At 63.5% G+C, this 15,060-nt stretch carries 13 protein-coding genes and 1 pseudogene; 7 read left to right on the forward strand and 7 right to left on the reverse strand.

Translation table 11 applies throughout. The features are described 5' to 3' along the window. Positions 1-6 precede the first annotated feature (6 nt). Complete coding sequence (locus E4Q23_RS05445; RefSeq protein ID WP_169065690.1) at positions 7-825, forward strand: DUF2950 domain-containing protein; 819 nt, start codon at positions 7-9, stop codon at positions 823-825. A gap of 84 nt (positions 826-909) precedes the next feature. Here E4Q23_RS05445 and rlmD read toward each other — a convergent pair whose 3' ends face one another. Beyond that, on the reverse strand, positions 910-2,217 hold the full coding sequence (gene rlmD, locus E4Q23_RS05450; RefSeq protein WP_169065691.1) for a 23S rRNA (uracil(1939)-C(5))-methyltransferase RlmD: 1,308 nt from the start codon (positions 2,215-2,217) through the stop codon (positions 910-912). A gap of 309 nt (positions 2,218-2,526) precedes the next feature. Here rlmD and E4Q23_RS05455 point away from each other — a divergent pair, with 309 nt between their 5' ends. Together E4Q23_RS05455 and E4Q23_RS05460 are read left to right on the forward strand one after the other, a co-directional pair. Next, on the forward strand, positions 2,527-3,006 hold the full coding sequence (locus E4Q23_RS05455; protein WP_169065692.1) for a hypothetical protein: 480 nt from the start codon (positions 2,527-2,529) through the stop codon (positions 3,004-3,006). A 132-nt stretch (positions 3,007-3,138) separates the two neighbouring features. Next, a complete protein-coding gene (locus E4Q23_RS05460) occupies positions 3,139-4,050 on the forward strand; it encodes a DMT family transporter (RefSeq protein WP_169065693.1) in 912 nt (303 codons plus the stop codon). Between the two features lie 124 nt (positions 4,051-4,174). Here E4Q23_RS05460 and E4Q23_RS05465 read toward each other — a convergent pair whose 3' ends face one another. Beyond that, the gene (locus tag E4Q23_RS05465; RefSeq protein WP_248595260.1) at positions 4,175-5,425 is read right to left on the reverse strand and encodes an Rpn family recombination-promoting nuclease/putative transposase; all 1,251 of its coding nucleotides are present in this window, start codon (positions 5,423-5,425) and stop codon (positions 4,175-4,177) included. A 173-nt stretch (positions 5,426-5,598) separates the two neighbouring features. Here E4Q23_RS05465 and E4Q23_RS05470 point away from each other — a divergent pair, with 173 nt between their 5' ends. Continuing rightward, complete coding sequence (locus tag E4Q23_RS05470; RefSeq protein ID WP_169065694.1) at positions 5,599-7,452, forward strand: SUMF1/EgtB/PvdO family nonheme iron enzyme; 1,854 nt, start codon at positions 5,599-5,601, stop codon at positions 7,450-7,452. Between the two features lie 91 nt (positions 7,453-7,543). Here E4Q23_RS05470 and E4Q23_RS05475 read toward each other — a convergent pair whose 3' ends face one another. Next, on the reverse strand, positions 7,544-7,747 hold the full coding sequence (locus E4Q23_RS05475) for a heavy-metal-associated domain-containing protein (protein ID WP_169065695.1): 204 nt from the start codon (positions 7,745-7,747) through the stop codon (positions 7,544-7,546). Between the two features lie 998 nt (positions 7,748-8,745). Here E4Q23_RS05475 and E4Q23_RS05485 point away from each other — a divergent pair. Further along, a complete protein-coding gene (locus E4Q23_RS05485; RefSeq protein WP_169065735.1) occupies positions 8,746-10,185 on the forward strand; it encodes a DUF294 nucleotidyltransferase-like domain-containing protein in 1,440 nt (479 codons plus the stop codon). Between the two features lie 80 nt (positions 10,186-10,265). On the opposite strand, the gene E4Q23_RS05490 is transcribed toward E4Q23_RS05485, so the two are convergent. Together E4Q23_RS05490 and E4Q23_RS05495 are read right to left on the reverse strand one after the other, a co-directional pair. After that, positions 10,266-10,544: an ArsR family transcriptional regulator gene (locus E4Q23_RS05490; protein ID WP_169065696.1), complete on the reverse strand. Its 279-nt coding sequence runs from the start codon at positions 10,542-10,544 to the stop codon at positions 10,266-10,268. A 250-nt stretch (positions 10,545-10,794) separates the two neighbouring features. Then, on the reverse strand, positions 10,795-11,310 hold the full coding sequence (locus E4Q23_RS05495) for a phasin family protein (RefSeq protein WP_169065697.1): 516 nt from the start codon (positions 11,308-11,310) through the stop codon (positions 10,795-10,797). A gap of 257 nt (positions 11,311-11,567) precedes the next feature. On the opposite strand from E4Q23_RS05495, the gene E4Q23_RS05500 reads away from it, so the two are divergent. Next, on the forward strand, positions 11,568-11,954 hold the full coding sequence (locus E4Q23_RS05500; protein ID WP_169065736.1) for a group II truncated hemoglobin: 387 nt from the start codon (positions 11,568-11,570) through the stop codon (positions 11,952-11,954). A gap of 79 nt (positions 11,955-12,033) precedes the next feature. After that, positions 12,034-13,867 (forward strand): annotated as a pseudogene (gene typA, locus E4Q23_RS05505) (translational GTPase TypA). 69 nt (positions 13,868-13,936) lie between these two features. Here the strand turns inward: typA and E4Q23_RS05510 are convergent. Together E4Q23_RS05510 and E4Q23_RS05515 are read right to left on the reverse strand one after the other, a co-directional pair. Next, positions 13,937-14,530: an ACP phosphodiesterase gene (locus E4Q23_RS05510; protein WP_169065698.1), complete on the reverse strand. Its 594-nt coding sequence runs from the start codon at positions 14,528-14,530 to the stop codon at positions 13,937-13,939. Beyond that, positions 14,527-14,904, reverse strand: a complete 378-nt coding sequence (locus tag E4Q23_RS05515) for a DUF3301 domain-containing protein (RefSeq protein ID WP_169065699.1) — start codon at positions 14,902-14,904, stop codon at positions 14,527-14,529. Before E4Q23_RS05515 ends, E4Q23_RS05510 begins: the two co-directional genes overlap by 4 nt. Between the last annotated feature and the right edge of the window lie 156 nt (positions 14,905-15,060).

Genomic DNA, 15,060 nt, shown 5'->3' on the forward strand with positions numbered 1-15,060 from the left:
GCCGCCATGGCGCTCGCGGCGGCGGTCCGCGCGCAGGATGCGAAAGCACTGCTGGCGGTCGTCGGCCCGAACTCGGGAAGCTGGCTTTTCAGCGGCGACAGCGTCGCCGACCGCGCGGACTGGAAGAAATTCCTGGCCGCGTACGATGCGAAGCACGGCATCAGCAAACAGGCGGATGGCCATGCGCAGCTGGTCGTCGGTGACGACGACTGGTCCTTCCCGGCACCGCTGGTGCACAGGGCCGACGGCTGGGTTTTCGACGCCGATGCCGGACGCGAGGAGATCACCAGCAGGCGTATCGGCCGCAACGAACTTGACACCATCCAGACCTTGCTGGCGATCGTCGATGCGCAGCGCGACTACGCCGCCGACGATCTCGACGGTAACGGATTCAACGACTACGCACGCCGTTTCGTGTCGACCAAAGGTAAGCGAGATGGCCTTTTCTGGCCGGTGCAGGAAGGCCAGCCGGCGAGTCCCCTCGGGCCACTGATCGCCGACGCCACGGACGAAGGCTATGCCGTCAAGCAGTCGAAAGCCAAGCGTTATGAGCCAAAGCCCTTTCACGGCTATCTCTACCGCATGCTGACCGCCGAGGGCGAGAACTCCCCGGACGGCGCCTACAACTACCTCGTTGCTGACAAGATGATCGGCGGTTTCGCCGTTGTCGCCTACCCCGCCAAATACGGAGCGTCGGGGGTGATGACTTTCCTCGTCAACCACAATGGCGTCGTCTACCAGAAGGACCTCGGCGATGACACCACGCCCGCAGCCAGCACCATGAGCCGTTTCAATCCCGACTCCAGCTGGACGGCAGTGCCCTAAGCCAGGCACGTACAGTCGCCGGCATGACGACTGACGACGACGACAACCATGCCGCGCAGGGCGCCGCCGGGCAGTTCTTGCGCCCTAAGCGCTTGGCTGACGCTCGAAAAGGGCGATCGACTCGACGTGGGAAGTGTTGGGAAACATGTTGACCACGCCCGCGCCACGCAAGCGGTAGCCCTTCTGGCTGACCAGAATCGCCGCGTCGCGCGCCAGGCTCGGTGGACTGCACGAAATGTAGACGATGCGCCGCGGGCCGTCAGCCGCCAGTGACTTGACCAGCTCCAGCGCCCCATCGCGCGGCGGGTCGATGAGCATCTTGTCGAGCCCGCCGAAGGCGGCAAAGCTCTCCGTAGTCACTTCGAAGAGATTCGCAATACGATACTCAACGCGTCCATCGAGACCGTTCGCAGCGGCATTCTCGGCCGCCCGAACGACGAGTTCAGGACTGCCTTCGACACCGAGAACCTGCGCGCCCGAACGCGCGATGGCCAGCGAGAAGTTCCCCAGCCCGCAGAACATGTCGCCGATCCGCTCGCCTGGCCGCGGTTCCAGGAGGCTCATTGCTCGCCGCACCAGGACGCGATTGATCGCCGGATTGACCTGCGTGAACTCGGTCGGCGAGAAGAAATGCTCGACGCCGAAGTCGGGCAGCAGATAGGAAAGCGGTGGCCCCTCCTGCGGATGGAAGCGGTAGGCCGTTGCCGGCCCCTTCGGCTGCAGATAGAAGACGACCCCGTAGCGGTCGGCAAAGTCGCGCAGCAGAGCCTCGTCATCCGGACTCGGCGCTTCCAGCACGCGCAGAACGAGAGCCGTTACCCGCTCACCGACGGCGACTTCGATCTGCGGCAGGCGATCGCGGATCGAGAGCGCCCCGATCAACTCGCGCAGCGGCAACAGCATCGCCGAAAGATGTGGCGGCAGCACCGCGCACTGCTGCATATCGGCGACGTAACTGCCTCTCCGCTCGCGAAAGCCGACCAGCACGCCGCCTTTCTTGGCCACGAAGCGAACCGACAGCCGCGCGCGAAAGCGGTAAGCCCATGTCGGACCATGAATCGGCGCGTACAGCTGCTCGGCACTGATCTCGCCAAGATGGCGCAGATTGTCTTCGAGCAAGCGCTGCTTGGCCGCCACCTGCGCACTGGCATCGAGATGTTGCATGCTGCAACCGCCACAGACGCCGAAATGCGGGCAGCGCGGCGTCACGCGATCCGCCGACGGATCGAGAATACGCAGCGTCCGCGCCTGTTCGTAAGTCGGTTTGCGGCGATGGACGACGTATTCGACGCGCTCGCCCGGCAAGGCGCCTTCGATGAAAACCGTCGTGCCGTCGACCACGATCAGCCCGCGCCCCTCGTGGTCCAGCGAGTCAATAATTCCGGTGGGCATGCTCTCTATCCGCAAAATAACGGGCGATTCTACCGCAACGGCAATGACTCATCGGAAGACCACGACAAGGAAAGCCACTCGCTTGCAGCCAGCTGGATGCGCTTACCCGATGCACAAGCTCAGCAAAGTCGACGATCACCGCCCGGTGCCGCCGACGACAATCGACGATGGCTTGCCTGGGCGGCGGCAAGCCTGCTATCTTCGCCGGCGAATGACCTGAAAGATTCGCCGTTAGGCGCTTGCCGGAAAAGACAAGCAAGATGGGTTGCCCTTGGACAGAAATCGCCCAAGGCACGCGGAGGACTCCTGATGACCAGTCGCCTGCTCACCACCTGGACCGAACACGACAGCGCGGTACAGGAAATTCTGGACCTGTCAGCGAAGAGCTTGCTGATCTTCGACGAAGACCTGTCACCCCTCAAGCTTGAAAACCCGGCGAGAATTGCCGCCCTGAATCGTCTGCTGAGCTCCCGGCAGCAAGGCAGTCAACTGACGATCGTCGTTCAGAAGACCGAGTTCGTCCGGCAATACAGCCCGCAATTGATGAAGCTGTTACGTGTCTATTCGCCGACCCTGCAGATCATCGACGCGCCACCGCAACTCGAAGCGCGAAATGACTCCCTGCTGATCGCCGATGACAAACACGCGCTGCTGCGCTTCCACCGCGACCATGCCCGATCCCGGCTGATTACCGACGATGTCCACGAGTGCAAGCCCTACCGGAAGCGCTTCGACGAGATCCTCGGCGAAGGCGGCGACCCGATCAGCGCGACCACGCTCGGGCTGTAAACGCCGCGCCAGCATCTGCCAAGGGCGGCCGACCACCTGGCGCCGATCTGGCGAGTCCGCCAGGCACTTCACGAGTGCGGCGAAGACTGCCAATTCGGCTACACTTGCCGGCTTTTCCCGGAAACCTTCACCTTGACTCGCGCCCAGGCCAATCTGCTGCTGCTCGCCGTCGCCCTGATCTGGGGTTCGGCTTTCGTCGCCCAGGCCGAAGGCATGGCCGGCGTCGGGCCGCTGACCTTCACCGGCACCCGCTTCCTGCTCGGTACCGCCGTCATCGCCCCGCTCGCCTGGCGCGAGTGGCGCCAGTTGTCGCTACGCCAGGCGCAGCCGCGGCCCACCGACGCCCTCGGCATCAGCGCCCTGGGCGTGCTGCTGATGCTTGGCGCCGTCTTTCAGCAGATCGGCATCATCAGCACCACAATCACCAACGCCGGCTTTCTCACCGCGCTTTACGTGCCGCTGGTACCGCTGCTCGGCTGGATGCTGCTGCGCACACCCGCGCACTGGTCGGTGTGGCCGACGTCGATTGGTTGCCTGGCCGGCACCTGGCTGCTCTCCGGCGCGCAAGGTTTCGAGCCCGTCGTCGGCGACCTGTGGGTGATGGCCAGCAGCATCTTCTGGGCCTTGCATGTGATCTTTGTCGGACGCATCGCCGAGCGCCTGCACGCGCCGTTCCTGATCGCCAGCGGGCAATTCTTGGTCTGCGGTGTCATCAGCCTGCTTTGGGCCTTACTCAGCGAAAGCATTACCCTGAGCGGAGTCGTCCAGGCAGCGCTGCCGATTGCCTACGCCGGCCTGGTGTCGGTGGGCATCGGCTACACCACGCAGGTGGTCGCGCAAGGCTATGCACAGCCCGCCGACGCGGCAATCATCCTCTCCGCCGAAACCGTCTTCGCCGCCCTGTTCGGCTTCCTGCTCATGGGTGATCGGCTTAACGCCAACGGCATCGCCGGCTGTGTGCTGATCCTGGTGTGCATCGTCGCCGTCCAGATCGCGCCGCTGGCCGCAGCCGGCAGGCAAGCGCTTGCCCGGCGAGCGCAATAGGACGGAAAGCGCGGGAAGACCGTCCCCTTCTCGCGACGAATGGCATCGAGGTTGTTGACGTTGTCGTTGAGGACGATGCCGTCGATGACACGCCAACTGTGAAGTCGATCACCTTCTCGGCCTCTCAAGCACCGTCTGCGAAAACGTCGTCGAGATTGGCTGCATCGAGCAGTTCAAGACCCCACCTTTCGAGCTGAGCAGGACTGGCCTGCGCCAGTCGTTCCGGCACCCAGGCCGGTAGCACCCCAAAACGGCGCGCGAGTTGTTTTTGCAGCAGGGCTGCCTCGCCCTGTTGCATGCCCTCCTGGCGACCCTCCTGGCGACCCTCCTGCAGACCCTGCTGCAGACCCTGCTGCCGCCCCTCGCGCAGGCCATCCGCTTTCCACTGCCGGGTCCATTCTTCGACGGTTTCTGCGAGCATGGTATCAATCTCCTGTAATTCCTTGACTTCGGGTATTTCCTGCCCGGGCATCAGCCGGCGAAGGACTACGCGGTTGATCCAGACGGCGAAAGCGCGGCGCAGGCTCGCGTATTGCGGCCCCCGCAAACGCTTCTGCAATAGTGAGACCGCTCGCCGCACGTCCGCTGGCGCGCGGCTAGCTTCGAGACGAATGATACCGGCGACCGTGTTCTCCGTGTCGGTCAGCTCGTCATCGCCGAGCGCCGCCTCCTCCAGCAGGAAATAACGTTGCGCCGGGTGATAAGGCTTCAGGCTGGCCGGCAAGGGCTCGATCAGTTCGCTGACTTCGCGTGCCGCGGTCCAGCGACGGCGCCCGTTGTAGAGAACGAGCGGGAAAACCGCCGGCAGCTTCTGCTGGCTGCCGATCTCGCCGCTCTTGATCAGATCCTGATACAGCAATCCGGTATAGACCATGATGCGCAAGGCCATCCACGGATCAACGCTGCTCTGGAACTCGAGCAGCAGGTACACATAGAGCCAGTCGCCGCGGTGGCGCAGGCGCCAGACGATGTCGTCCTCACGCTCGCGCAAATCGTCGCTGACGTAACTGGCAGCGACTTTTTCGAGCGTCGCGAAGTCAAGCTCGGCGACCCAGTCCTCGGCGACGAAACCGCGCAACAGGTCTTCGACGACCTGGGCGTGCGAAAAGAGCAGCTTGTAGCCCGAGTCGTAGCTTGCGGCGGCGGGCGGTGGCGAGTCGGCAAGCATGGGGTCGATGGCTTCCAGGCTGGAGATCGTTGCTCGTGCGAATGCGCTTCGACGTACATTCTCGCACAGCGAGCCACTTTGGGGCAGCCACGGTAACGATGGCAGACAATGCGCCGCCAGGCGCGGTCGCCACCGGCGACCACCTGCCGAAAATGGTTTTCGGCTAACGGTCATGACAATCGAGACACCCCAGATCATGAAAGTCATGACCGTTTTCCCCTCTTCCCCGACCCTTATCCCGCGAGGAGAGAATGGAGATTCGTGAGTCGCTTGCGCGACATTTACGATTCGATAGACCAGAGCGGTGCGACGCGAGAGTTCACCCTGCGCTGCGTCCGTAATCTGCTCGAACGCGGCTTCGCCGGCTCGCGGCATTCGTTGTGCTGCTGCTGGAGGTCGTGCAGCGCGATGCCGGCGACGAGAAACACGCGGACTACGGCGCACTCGTTCGCGCGCTCGACGCGCTCAGCGAGCGCCCGCCCGACGCCGACTGCCCCTACCGCGACCTGCGCGCTTTCCGCGAAGAAGACCAGCCGCTCTTCTTCGGCCGCGACGCGTTCACCAGCGAACTCGCCGCCGCCGTCGTCGGCGCTTCGGGCAGCGGCAAGTCGTCGGTGGTGCAGGCCGGGCTGATCCCGGTGCTGCGCGCTCGCGGTGGCTGGGCGGTGGGCATCTTGCGGCCCGGTCGCGAACCCTGGCGCAGCCTCGCCGCCTGCCTTCTCGAACTGATCGAAGGCGAGCCAACCGCCGACGAGCGCGTCAAACGGGTGATCGCCACGGGCGAACTAGCCGCCAGGCTTGCCGATGTCGGCGACCAGCCGCTGCTCGAATTCTGCCTGACGCAACTGTACGCCCGCAGTCGGGACGGCACCCTGTGCCAGGCCGCTTTCGAAGCCATCGGCGGCGTCCGCGGCGCCATCGTGCAACGTGCCGACAGCGTCATCGACGCCATGGAGAGCGAGCATCCAGGCCGCGCGGCGATGGCCCGCGACATCTTCCTGCAACTCGTGCAGCTCGGCGAAGGCAGCGAGGACACCCGCCGACGCGCGCCGCTAGTCGACTTCGACGATGTAGCGCGCGCGCTGATCGGTGAGTTGGCGACCGCCCGTCTGCTGGTCACCGGCCGCGACCCTGGCAGCGCAACGGAGACCGTCGAGGTCGCCCACGAAGCGCTGATCCGCAACTGGCACCGCCTGCACCAGTGGCTGCAGGAAGACCGCACCGATCTGCACCAGCGACGCGAAATCGGACGTGCCACCCTGGCCTGGCGGGCGCACGGCGACAGTTATCGCTGGCCCGACGAGCGGGTGATTCGCGAAACCGCGCCGATGCTGCAGCGCCTCGGATCGCGCTTCGAGCTGAACGACGTCGAGCGCGATTTCCTCGGCCCGCTCGCCGCCGACGCAATGCTCGCGCTGCTCGACGAGGCCTCCACCCCGCAGGCCTTGCGCGCGCAGATCGGCGACCGCCTGGCGCTGCTCGCCCGCGGCCACCCGCGCCCCGGCGTAGGCGTCGGTGCCGACGGCCTGCCGGAGATCGCCTGGCACGCGATTCCGGGCGGCGAGGTCGAACTGGACATCGACGCCACTGGCCTGTGGAAGCGCTGGCGCGGTCGGCCGCGCTTCCAGGTTGCGCCTTTCCACATCGCCCGTCATCCGCTGACGATCGCCCAGTGGCGCGTCTTTCTCGAAGCCGCCGACGGCTACGACGAACTGCTGCGCAAGGTTTACAGCTGGCTGCCAGCGTTTCAGCGCGGCAGCGACAACCAGCCGGCGGGGAATGTCACCTGGATCGAAGCAATGGCTTACTGCCAGTGGCTTTCTGTGACGCTTGGTTTTCCCGTCCGCTTGCCGACCGAGTGGGAGTGGCAGCAGGCGGCGACCGGCGGCGACCCGCGCAGCGAGTTTCCCTGGGGCGAGTGGCAGGAAGGACGGGCCAACACGGTCGACAGCGAATTGGGCCGGATGACTGCCGTCGGCCTATATCCGCAGGGAGCAAGCGCCCAGGGTGTGCTGGACCTTACCGGCAATACCTGGGACTGGTGTCTCAACAAGTTCGATACGCCGAGCGATGCGACACTGGCTGTTGACGCCCGGCGCGTGGTTCGCGGCGGCTCGTGCGGTGGCGATCGTCACCACGCGCGTTGCGCCTCCCGCAACGTCGTCGCTCGCGACTACCGCGGCGGCGATCTCGGCTTTCGGGTGTTGTGTGTTTCCCCCATCCCGAAGCGCTGAGCACCGCAGCTCTGATCTCTGTCAACTCTGTTTCGCTGACCCTCTGGAACATCGCGCAGCGACGTTCTGCGGGGCGCGCAGCGCCCCGCGCCTATGCCGTCGGATAGCCGGCCTGCTCGATGATCTCGCGGATGTCGCTCTCACTCACCATTGCCGTGTGCTCGATGACCGCCTCGCCGCTTGCCAGCGAGACCTCGACGTGGCCGATACATGGCAGATCCTGGATCGCATTCATCACCAGGCGCAGGCAGTCGTCGGATTTCATTCCGGTGACTTTCAGGGTAGTGGTCGGCATCGCAAGCTCCTCTTCGGTGTGGCCGCTCATTGTATTCGCTAAGCCCAGCGTCACCGCAATCCACCCCCTTCCCCTTCCCCTTCCCTCCCCCCTCGCGCCGACCTTTACCCTCACACAAGTCAAAGATGTCGGATTCCCGATCGCCGATGCTCACCAGCTGGGTTTTCGCACACAGCGCCTGGATCCCGGAGAGCCGGGCGAAGCTGCTCAGCCACTTCATGCTCGGCTCGATGGGCAGCTCCTTGCACCGGTCGCGCTCCGCCAATCGAGCCACGCGCACACCCGACGCGACAACGCGCGGGGGGATATGTCCGGCACCGACACAACCACCTCCCGGATTCACTCTCGCTCTGGCATTCGCTCCAGGATGTCGAGGGAGAACTCCTGCCCGCAATTCCGCATGACCATACGCTACGGCTCCGCTGCCACGGAGTTAAGTGTGTGCGACGATCAGCCCGCGAGGGGGAGCACGGCCTTGGCTCACCGGGCCGTTTCCTGCGCTCTGGGGACGCCCACAAATTGGCGCCGCGTTCGTCGCCTGGATGGCGTCGTGGTTTACCCGCACTCCTCTCTGGCTGGTCGCGCAGCGCTGGCTTATGGGCTGTGTTCTCGCCGGGCTCGCCGTACGTCTGGCGCTGGAAGAGCGGCGAAACCTTCAGGCTCGATGGTCGGAAAAAGCGTTCCCGACACAAGGAGGCGAACGTCCGCGTATGACCAGGAGTAGAGCTTGCCACCTCGGACTTGAGTTCCTGACCCTGCTTGCAGCCCGGCGAGGCGCAAGTATCCGAGGTCAGCGCTTTGACCCACACCTGGCGGGGCGTGCTGTGATAGGACTGGCCAGGGCGGGCAACGGGGACTCCGCCAGGCGGGCAACAAACTCCCACCCGTCACCAGTGCTAGAATCGCGCCTCGTACTTTCCCGTCCGGTGTTGGCTTCCCTCTCGCACCTCACACACCGCCGGGGCAAACAACAAGCCAACAACAAGGAACAGCACACGATGGCTGAGGAAGGTCAGTTTTTTCGCCCGGTGAAGGATTTCTGCCAGCGCACGGTCGTCACCTGCAAACCGGATGACGCACTGGTGGACGTGGTTGGCATCATGCGCGAGAAGAATATCTCCAGCGTCGTGGTCTGCGATCAGAAACGACCGAGCGGCATCTTCACCGACCGCGACCTGCGCAACAAGGTGGTCGCCTCGGGTGTTGACCCGTTGACGCTCACCGTCAGCGCGATCATGAACAGCCCGCTGGCAGTGATCGGCGAGGATGACCTGCTCTACGAAGCCCTGTATCGCATGTCACGCCAAAAGATTCATCGCCTGGCAGTGGTCGATGGCAAGGGCCGACTCTCCGGAATCATCACCGACAGCGACATCATTCGCCTGCAATCGCACTCGCCGCATCAACTGGTTCTGGACATCGAAGTGGCCCAGGACATTGAGGAAGTGAAGGTGGTGTACGGCAGGATCCAGAGCCTGGTCCTGCACCTCAGTGGTAGCGGCACCAGCACTCGCGACATGGTGCGACTGATCGCCCACCTCAACGACCAGATCCTCTTGCGGCTGATCGCGCTGATGCGCGCCGATCATTTTTCCGACTTGCCTGCGCGCTTTGCCTTTGTGGTCCTTGGTAGCGAGGGACGCGGCGAGCAGACGCTGCTCACCGACCAGGACAATGCCATCGTCTACGGCGACGAACTGGGGCCCGAAGAAATCGCCCGCATCGAGGCCTTCTCCGAAGAGCTGGTCGCGTCGCTGATCGCCATTGGCATCCCGCCCTGCCCGGGCGGAATCATGGCCAAGAACAAGGAGTGGCGGCGCAGCATCGGCAAGTGGAAGGAGCAACTCGACCGCTGGCTACGCACGCCGACGCCGAAACACGTTCTCAGTTGCGGCACCTTTGTCGACATCCGCACGATCTACGGCGATCGTTCGTTTGAACAGGAACTCAAGGCGCAACTCTACGAGCATGTGCAGCGCGACAAATTGTTCCTGATGCGAATGGTCGAGAGCACCTTGCGTTTTGCCCCCCCGCTGGGTTGGTTTGGAAAAATCAAGGGCGAAAGCGGCGGCGAGCATTCCGGAATGCTGGAGATCAAGAAAGCCGGCATCTTTGCCATTTCCGAGGGCGTGAAAGCGCTGGCCATTCTCGCCGGCAAGCTCGAAGGGAGCACGCACCAGCGCCTTGAAGCGCTGGTCAAGGAGAAGGTGCTCAATCCGACGATGGCCGAAAACATTGCCGAAACCTTCGACTTTCTGGTTCTGATGCGGCTGCGCGGTCAGGTCGAAGCAGTACGTGAAGGGCGCAAACCGGACAACTACATTCCCCTCAAACGTCTCAACATGATGGAGCTCGGCCGCCTGCAACTGGCGCTGAAGGGGGTCGAGAAATTCCAGGAGTTCGCCAAATCCCACTTCAACCTGAATCTGCTCAGGTAGGCCTGTGCCGGCGGGGCCGGGGTCGCCCCCACGCGGGTCTTTTCGAGCAACGCCGTCCCTTGGCGCGCAGAGCAGCGAACTCAGTAATTATTGGTCTCGCTATTGTCGTCGGCCTTTTTTACACCCGGCTTGCGCCCACGCGCCGGCGTCGGCGGATCGCACGACAGCCGGCAGCTGGTACCCTCAATCTTCCGGCCGTCGATGAAACGGGTCACCCGGCAACAGATCAGGTCCCCCGATGAAGCGAGCCGCGCGACCTCGTCGCGTAGTTCGGCGATCGGAATATCGAGCGACGCTGCCATGTCGACATCGAGCTGCTCGCCGTTGGCTCTGAGGAAAGCAAGGATCGAATCGGTCATCTGAACTCCCAATAAATGCCTTTGCCAGTCGGCAAAATGTGTCAGTGTGCGCCGCAGATGCCATTCTGGCAAATCGCGCCCGGGCACAAGCCGGTTCTGACGCCTGCGCAGGGCGAATCACCGCAGCTATGCGCAGGCATAAAAGCAACGCGGAAACGCCCACTGTGCCAAGCGCAAAAAAGCCCAGTGCTGTAACACCGGGCTTGAACGAAGACAGCCGCCAGAAAGCAGTGGCGACTGGTCGGTCTGGTCAGGCAGTCTTGGCAATCATTTTCACTGCCGGTTCGGCACTGACTTCGGTCGCCGGCTTGGCGATCTGGGCCAGGTTGGCAAGCATCGAGTTGACCGTCGACAGCATAGCTTTGCCCGACGACACCGCAAAGTCCACACCCGGAGGGGTGTTCTTCTTGGCTTCCTGAAGGAATCCGACTGCACCCCTGCCGGCCTGCGACAACTGGCCACCCAAGACCTGGACGACGGCTGACGAAGTCTCGTTGGAAATATGGTAAGCACGACGCGAAAAGGCGACCGACTGCGAGACGGCAGCAACCGCCATGGGTTGTTGCAGCGCCTTGAGGCCGTCCATATCGCGAACTTCGGACAAGGCCTTGAAATTCTCGGCCCCCTGTTTGGCGACGGCACGTGCCGTATGAAGATTCAGCGCAGCCAGTTTGCCCATTCCGTCGAGCGACGCATTGACCACCGACTTCCACGCTTCCAGGCCGACCTGGCTCTTGCTGGTGAATTGCTCAGCTACGTTGTACACGGTACTCTCCTTGAAATTGCGAAACCAAAACACCGCCCAGGCGGCTGCCGCCTGAAGCTGTTTGCTGCACTGCAGCGGATGACCCATTCTAGCCTTCGGGCAGTGATTGTCAAGCCTTTTTGTTGCGTTGCAACAAACACAATTCAGCGAGCCGCGGGCGACCGACCGAAGGCAGCCAAGCGCGGACCACTCGCAATATTCGGCACAGCGACCAGCACACCCGCGTTGCAGCACATCATCGACCTTGAGTGAGCACCATGCAGGAACAGACGCCCTACCTCCTTATCGGCGGCGAAGCCACCGTTGCCAGCCTCTGCGAACGCTTCTACGAACTGATGGCAACGGTCCCCCAGTTCGCAACGATTCGCGCGCTGCACCCTGCCAACCTGCAGTCCTCGCGTGACAAGTTGTTCATGTTTCTTTCCGGCTGGCTGGGCGGACCCGACCTCTACGTGCAGAACATTGGCCAGCCGATGTTGCGCCGACGTCACCTGCCTTTTGCGATCGGCGAGGCCGAGCGTGATCAGTGGGTGGCGTGCATGCTGCTGGCCATGGAAGCGGTGGGAATCGAGGAAGCACTTCGCCAGAAGCTGCTGCTTTCCTTCTTCAAAACGGCCGACTTCATGCGCAACCAGGCCACCTAGGCGAGCGGTATTTTGCAGCGCAGCACGGTTTGCCCGCCTGTGATAGAATAACCGCCCCTGTTGAGAGGCTTGACCCCTTATGTCCCGTGCCATCCGTAACATTGCCATCATTGCCCACGTCGACCACGGCAAGACCACGCTGGTCGACAAGCTGCTGGTTCAGGCGGGCTCCTTCTCCGCGCACCAGCACATCACCGAGCGGATGATGGACTCGAACGATCTCGAGAAGGAACGGGGGATCACCATTCTGGCCAAGAACCTGGCGGTGGACTACGGCGACGTGCACATCAACATCGTCGATACGCCGGGACACGCCGACTTCGGTGGTGAAGTCGAACGGGTGCTGTCGATGGTCGATGGTGTCCTGCTGCTGGTCGACGCCGTCGAGGGTCCGATGCCACAAACGCGCTTTGTGACCAAGAAAGCGCTCGCCCTCGGTCTGAAACCAATCGTGGTGGTCAACAAGATCGACCGCGACGGCGCGCGGCCGGACTGGGTGGTCGATCACACTTTTGACCTCTTCGACAAACTCGGCGCCAGCGACGAGCAGCTCGACTTTCCGGTGATCTATGCTTCCGCGATCAACGGCTATGCGACGCTGGATCTGGCACAACCCTCGCCGGACATGCGGCCGATGTTCGAGACCATTCTCAAGCACGTTCCGCCACCGCACGCCGACGAGATCGATGGGCCCTTGCAACTGCAGATTTCAGCGCTCGATTACTCAAGTTACGTTGGGCGCATTGGCATTGGCCGCCTGCAGCGTGGCCGCCTGAAGCCGGCCCAGCAAGTCACCATCATGTACGGCCAGGCAGATGCCGACGGAAATTTCGAGCACGGCGCACCAAAGACGGCGAAAGTCAATCATGTGTTCGGTTTCCAGGGCCTGGAGCGAGTACCGATGGACGAGGCTGTTGCCGGCGACATCGTGCTGGTAACCGGCATGGATGACCTCTCGATCGGTTGCACCATCACCTCCACCGAGCAACCCGAAGCACTGCCGATGCTGCGCATCGACGAGCCGACACTGAACATGACTTTCATGGTCAACAACTCGCCCTACGCAGGTACTGAAGGCAAGTTCGTCACCAGCCGGCAAATCGGCGAGCGCCTGCGCAAAGAGCTGCTCACCAATATGGCGCTGCGGGTCGAGGAGACGACCGACACGGACAGCTTTCTGGTTTCCGGTCGCGGCGAATTGCATCTGACGATCCTGCTCGAGACCATGCGCCGAGAGGGTTACGAACTGGCCGTCGGGCGCCGCGGGTGATCGTCAAGGAGATCGACGGCGAGGCGTGCGAGCCTATGAAATGCTCACTCTCGACGTCGAGGAGGCGCATCAGGGCGGGGTCATGGAAGCGCTCGGCTATCGGCGCGGCGATCTGCAGGACATGTCTTCGGACGGACGCGGCCGCGTCCGTCTCGAATATCGCATCCCGGCGCGCGGCCTGATCGGTTTCCAGGGCGAGTTCCTCAACCTGACGCGTGGCACCGGGCTGATCAGCCACGTTTTCGACGAGTACGCACCGGTCAAGGGCGACATTCCGGGCCGCCGCAACGGCGTCCTGATCTCGGCCGAGCGTGGTGAAGCCGTCGCCTACTCGCTGTGGAAGCTACAGGATCGCGGGCGGATGTTCAGCAGCCCTGGCGACAAGCTCTATGAGGGCATGGTGATCGGTATCCACAGCCGCGAAAACGACCTGGTGGTCAATCCAATCAAGGGCAAGCAATTGACCAACGTCCGCGCCTCGGGCACCGACGAAGCGGTGCGCCTGGTGCCACCGGTGGCGCTGAGCCTGGAGTCGGCCGTCGAGTTCATCGCCGACGACGAACTGGTCGAAATCACCCCCAAGAACATTCGCATCCGCAAGCGCCTGCTGACCGACAACGAGCGCCGACGCGCCTCGCGCTAAAGCTGATCGCCGGCAAAGGCGGGCCGCTGACCGGATAGCTCGGCGGTGTTTGAGCGTTTTAGCGTTTGTCTACGCGCGCTGTCTGCGGAAGTGCTCGGCGAAGGCCACGGCTGCCGGAAAGAACTCGAGGAAGTCGCTTTCAAACTGGGCGTAGCGCTGCATAAGCTCGCCACCCGCGCCGCTCAGCGTGTTGCTGCGTTTGAGCCGGTGCACGGCGATCTGGTCGAGCGCCCGGCCCACCGCCGCCGGCTCACGATAACTGGCCAGCCAATCCTCCTGGCGCATTCTGGGCAGAATCCCGGCCAGACGATCGGGGAGCCGTCGCCGGGAGAGCAGCGCATAGACGGCGGCAGAAAAGGATTCCAGCGGCTGCGTCGAAAAACGCGCCCAGTGCGCAGCCAGGAAATGATCGTAAAACATATCGACGACGATGCCGCTGTAGCGACGACGCTCGACGCTGACCCGTTGCCGGCTGCGCGCAAAAGCCCGGTGCGCATCCGCGAAACTGTCGGTCCGCCGGTGCAATAGCAGACCTTGCACGACGGCCGCGCTGAACTGTGGCGGCGCTGGCGACAGCGGCCCCTTGACGAAATCGCCGAGCAAGCCACCGAACCGGTAGTCGTCGTCGGGCCCGGCCAGCAGCGCGTGTGCCAGGTAGTTCAAGACGGCAGGCGGGGAAACGGTCGATTCTGCTCGTCGTCTGCCGTGCCTACCAAGCGCAGACGCGACCGCTCCGAGTGCGGCAAGTGCAGCGCCACCAGCTCGCTGCCGAGCAGCGTTACCTGACCATTGCGACGATTGTTACCGGTATCGCTGAACTCGAAACGATAGACGCGACGCAGTCGCAAGCGACCCTCATCATCGCGTCCCGGGCGCAAGGAAGCGAGTGCAACGGTGTCGTCGAGAAGCAGCAGATCCTCGGCAGCACAGGCCGCGCGAACGGCTCGCATGCCAGCCTCACGCGACTGGAAGCTGTCGAACCACAAGGCACAGCCGGCAAGCATCGCCAGCAGGCTGAGTACCTCCACCCAGGGCATCAGCGGCTGCCGCGGCCGCGGCCAGCGACAGACATGCTGCCGCCGGAGATGGCGGCCCGGCGGCGCCGGGCGCCGAAACCTGAGCACTTTAATGTCATCACCAATGGCCTCATTATCGTAAGTCGCGGCAGCGCCGGGTCACCGCCTGCGCGGCTG

This window comes from Candidatus Accumulibacter phosphatis (assembly GCF_012939955.1).
GTDB lineage: Bacteria > Pseudomonadota > Gammaproteobacteria > Burkholderiales > Rhodocyclaceae > Accumulibacter > Accumulibacter delftensis.

What these genes read in the sequence shown, in the direction of transcription:
- E4Q23_RS05445 (WP_169065690.1), top strand. Translation starts at nt 7, where the DNA reads ATGGCGCTCGCGGCGGCGGTCCGCGCGCAGGATGCGAAAGCACTGCTG.
- rlmD (WP_169065691.1), bottom strand. Translation starts at nt 2,217, where the DNA reads ATGCCCACCGGAATTATTGACTCGCTGGACCACGAGGGGCGCGGGCTG.
- E4Q23_RS05515 (WP_169065699.1), bottom strand. Translation starts at nt 14,904, where the DNA reads ATGCCCTGGGTGGAGGTACTCAGCCTGCTGGCGATGCTTGCCGGCTGT.
- E4Q23_RS05465 (WP_248595260.1), bottom strand. Translation starts at nt 5,425, where the DNA reads ATGACTTTCATGATCTGGGGTGTCTCGATTGTCATGACCGTTAGCCGA.
- E4Q23_RS05455 (WP_169065692.1), top strand. Translation starts at nt 2,527, where the DNA reads ATGACCAGTCGCCTGCTCACCACCTGGACCGAACACGACAGCGCGGTA.
- E4Q23_RS05490 (WP_169065696.1), bottom strand. Translation starts at nt 10,544, where the DNA reads ATGACCGATTCGATCCTTGCTTTCCTCAGAGCCAACGGCGAGCAGCTC.
- E4Q23_RS05500 (WP_169065736.1), top strand. Translation starts at nt 11,568, where the DNA reads ATGCAGGAACAGACGCCCTACCTCCTTATCGGCGGCGAAGCCACCGTT.
- E4Q23_RS05485 (WP_169065735.1), top strand. Translation starts at nt 8,746, where the DNA reads ATGGCTGAGGAAGGTCAGTTTTTTCGCCCGGTGAAGGATTTCTGCCAG.
- E4Q23_RS05475 (WP_169065695.1), bottom strand. Translation starts at nt 7,747, where the DNA reads ATGCCGACCACTACCCTGAAAGTCACCGGAATGAAATCCGACGACTGC.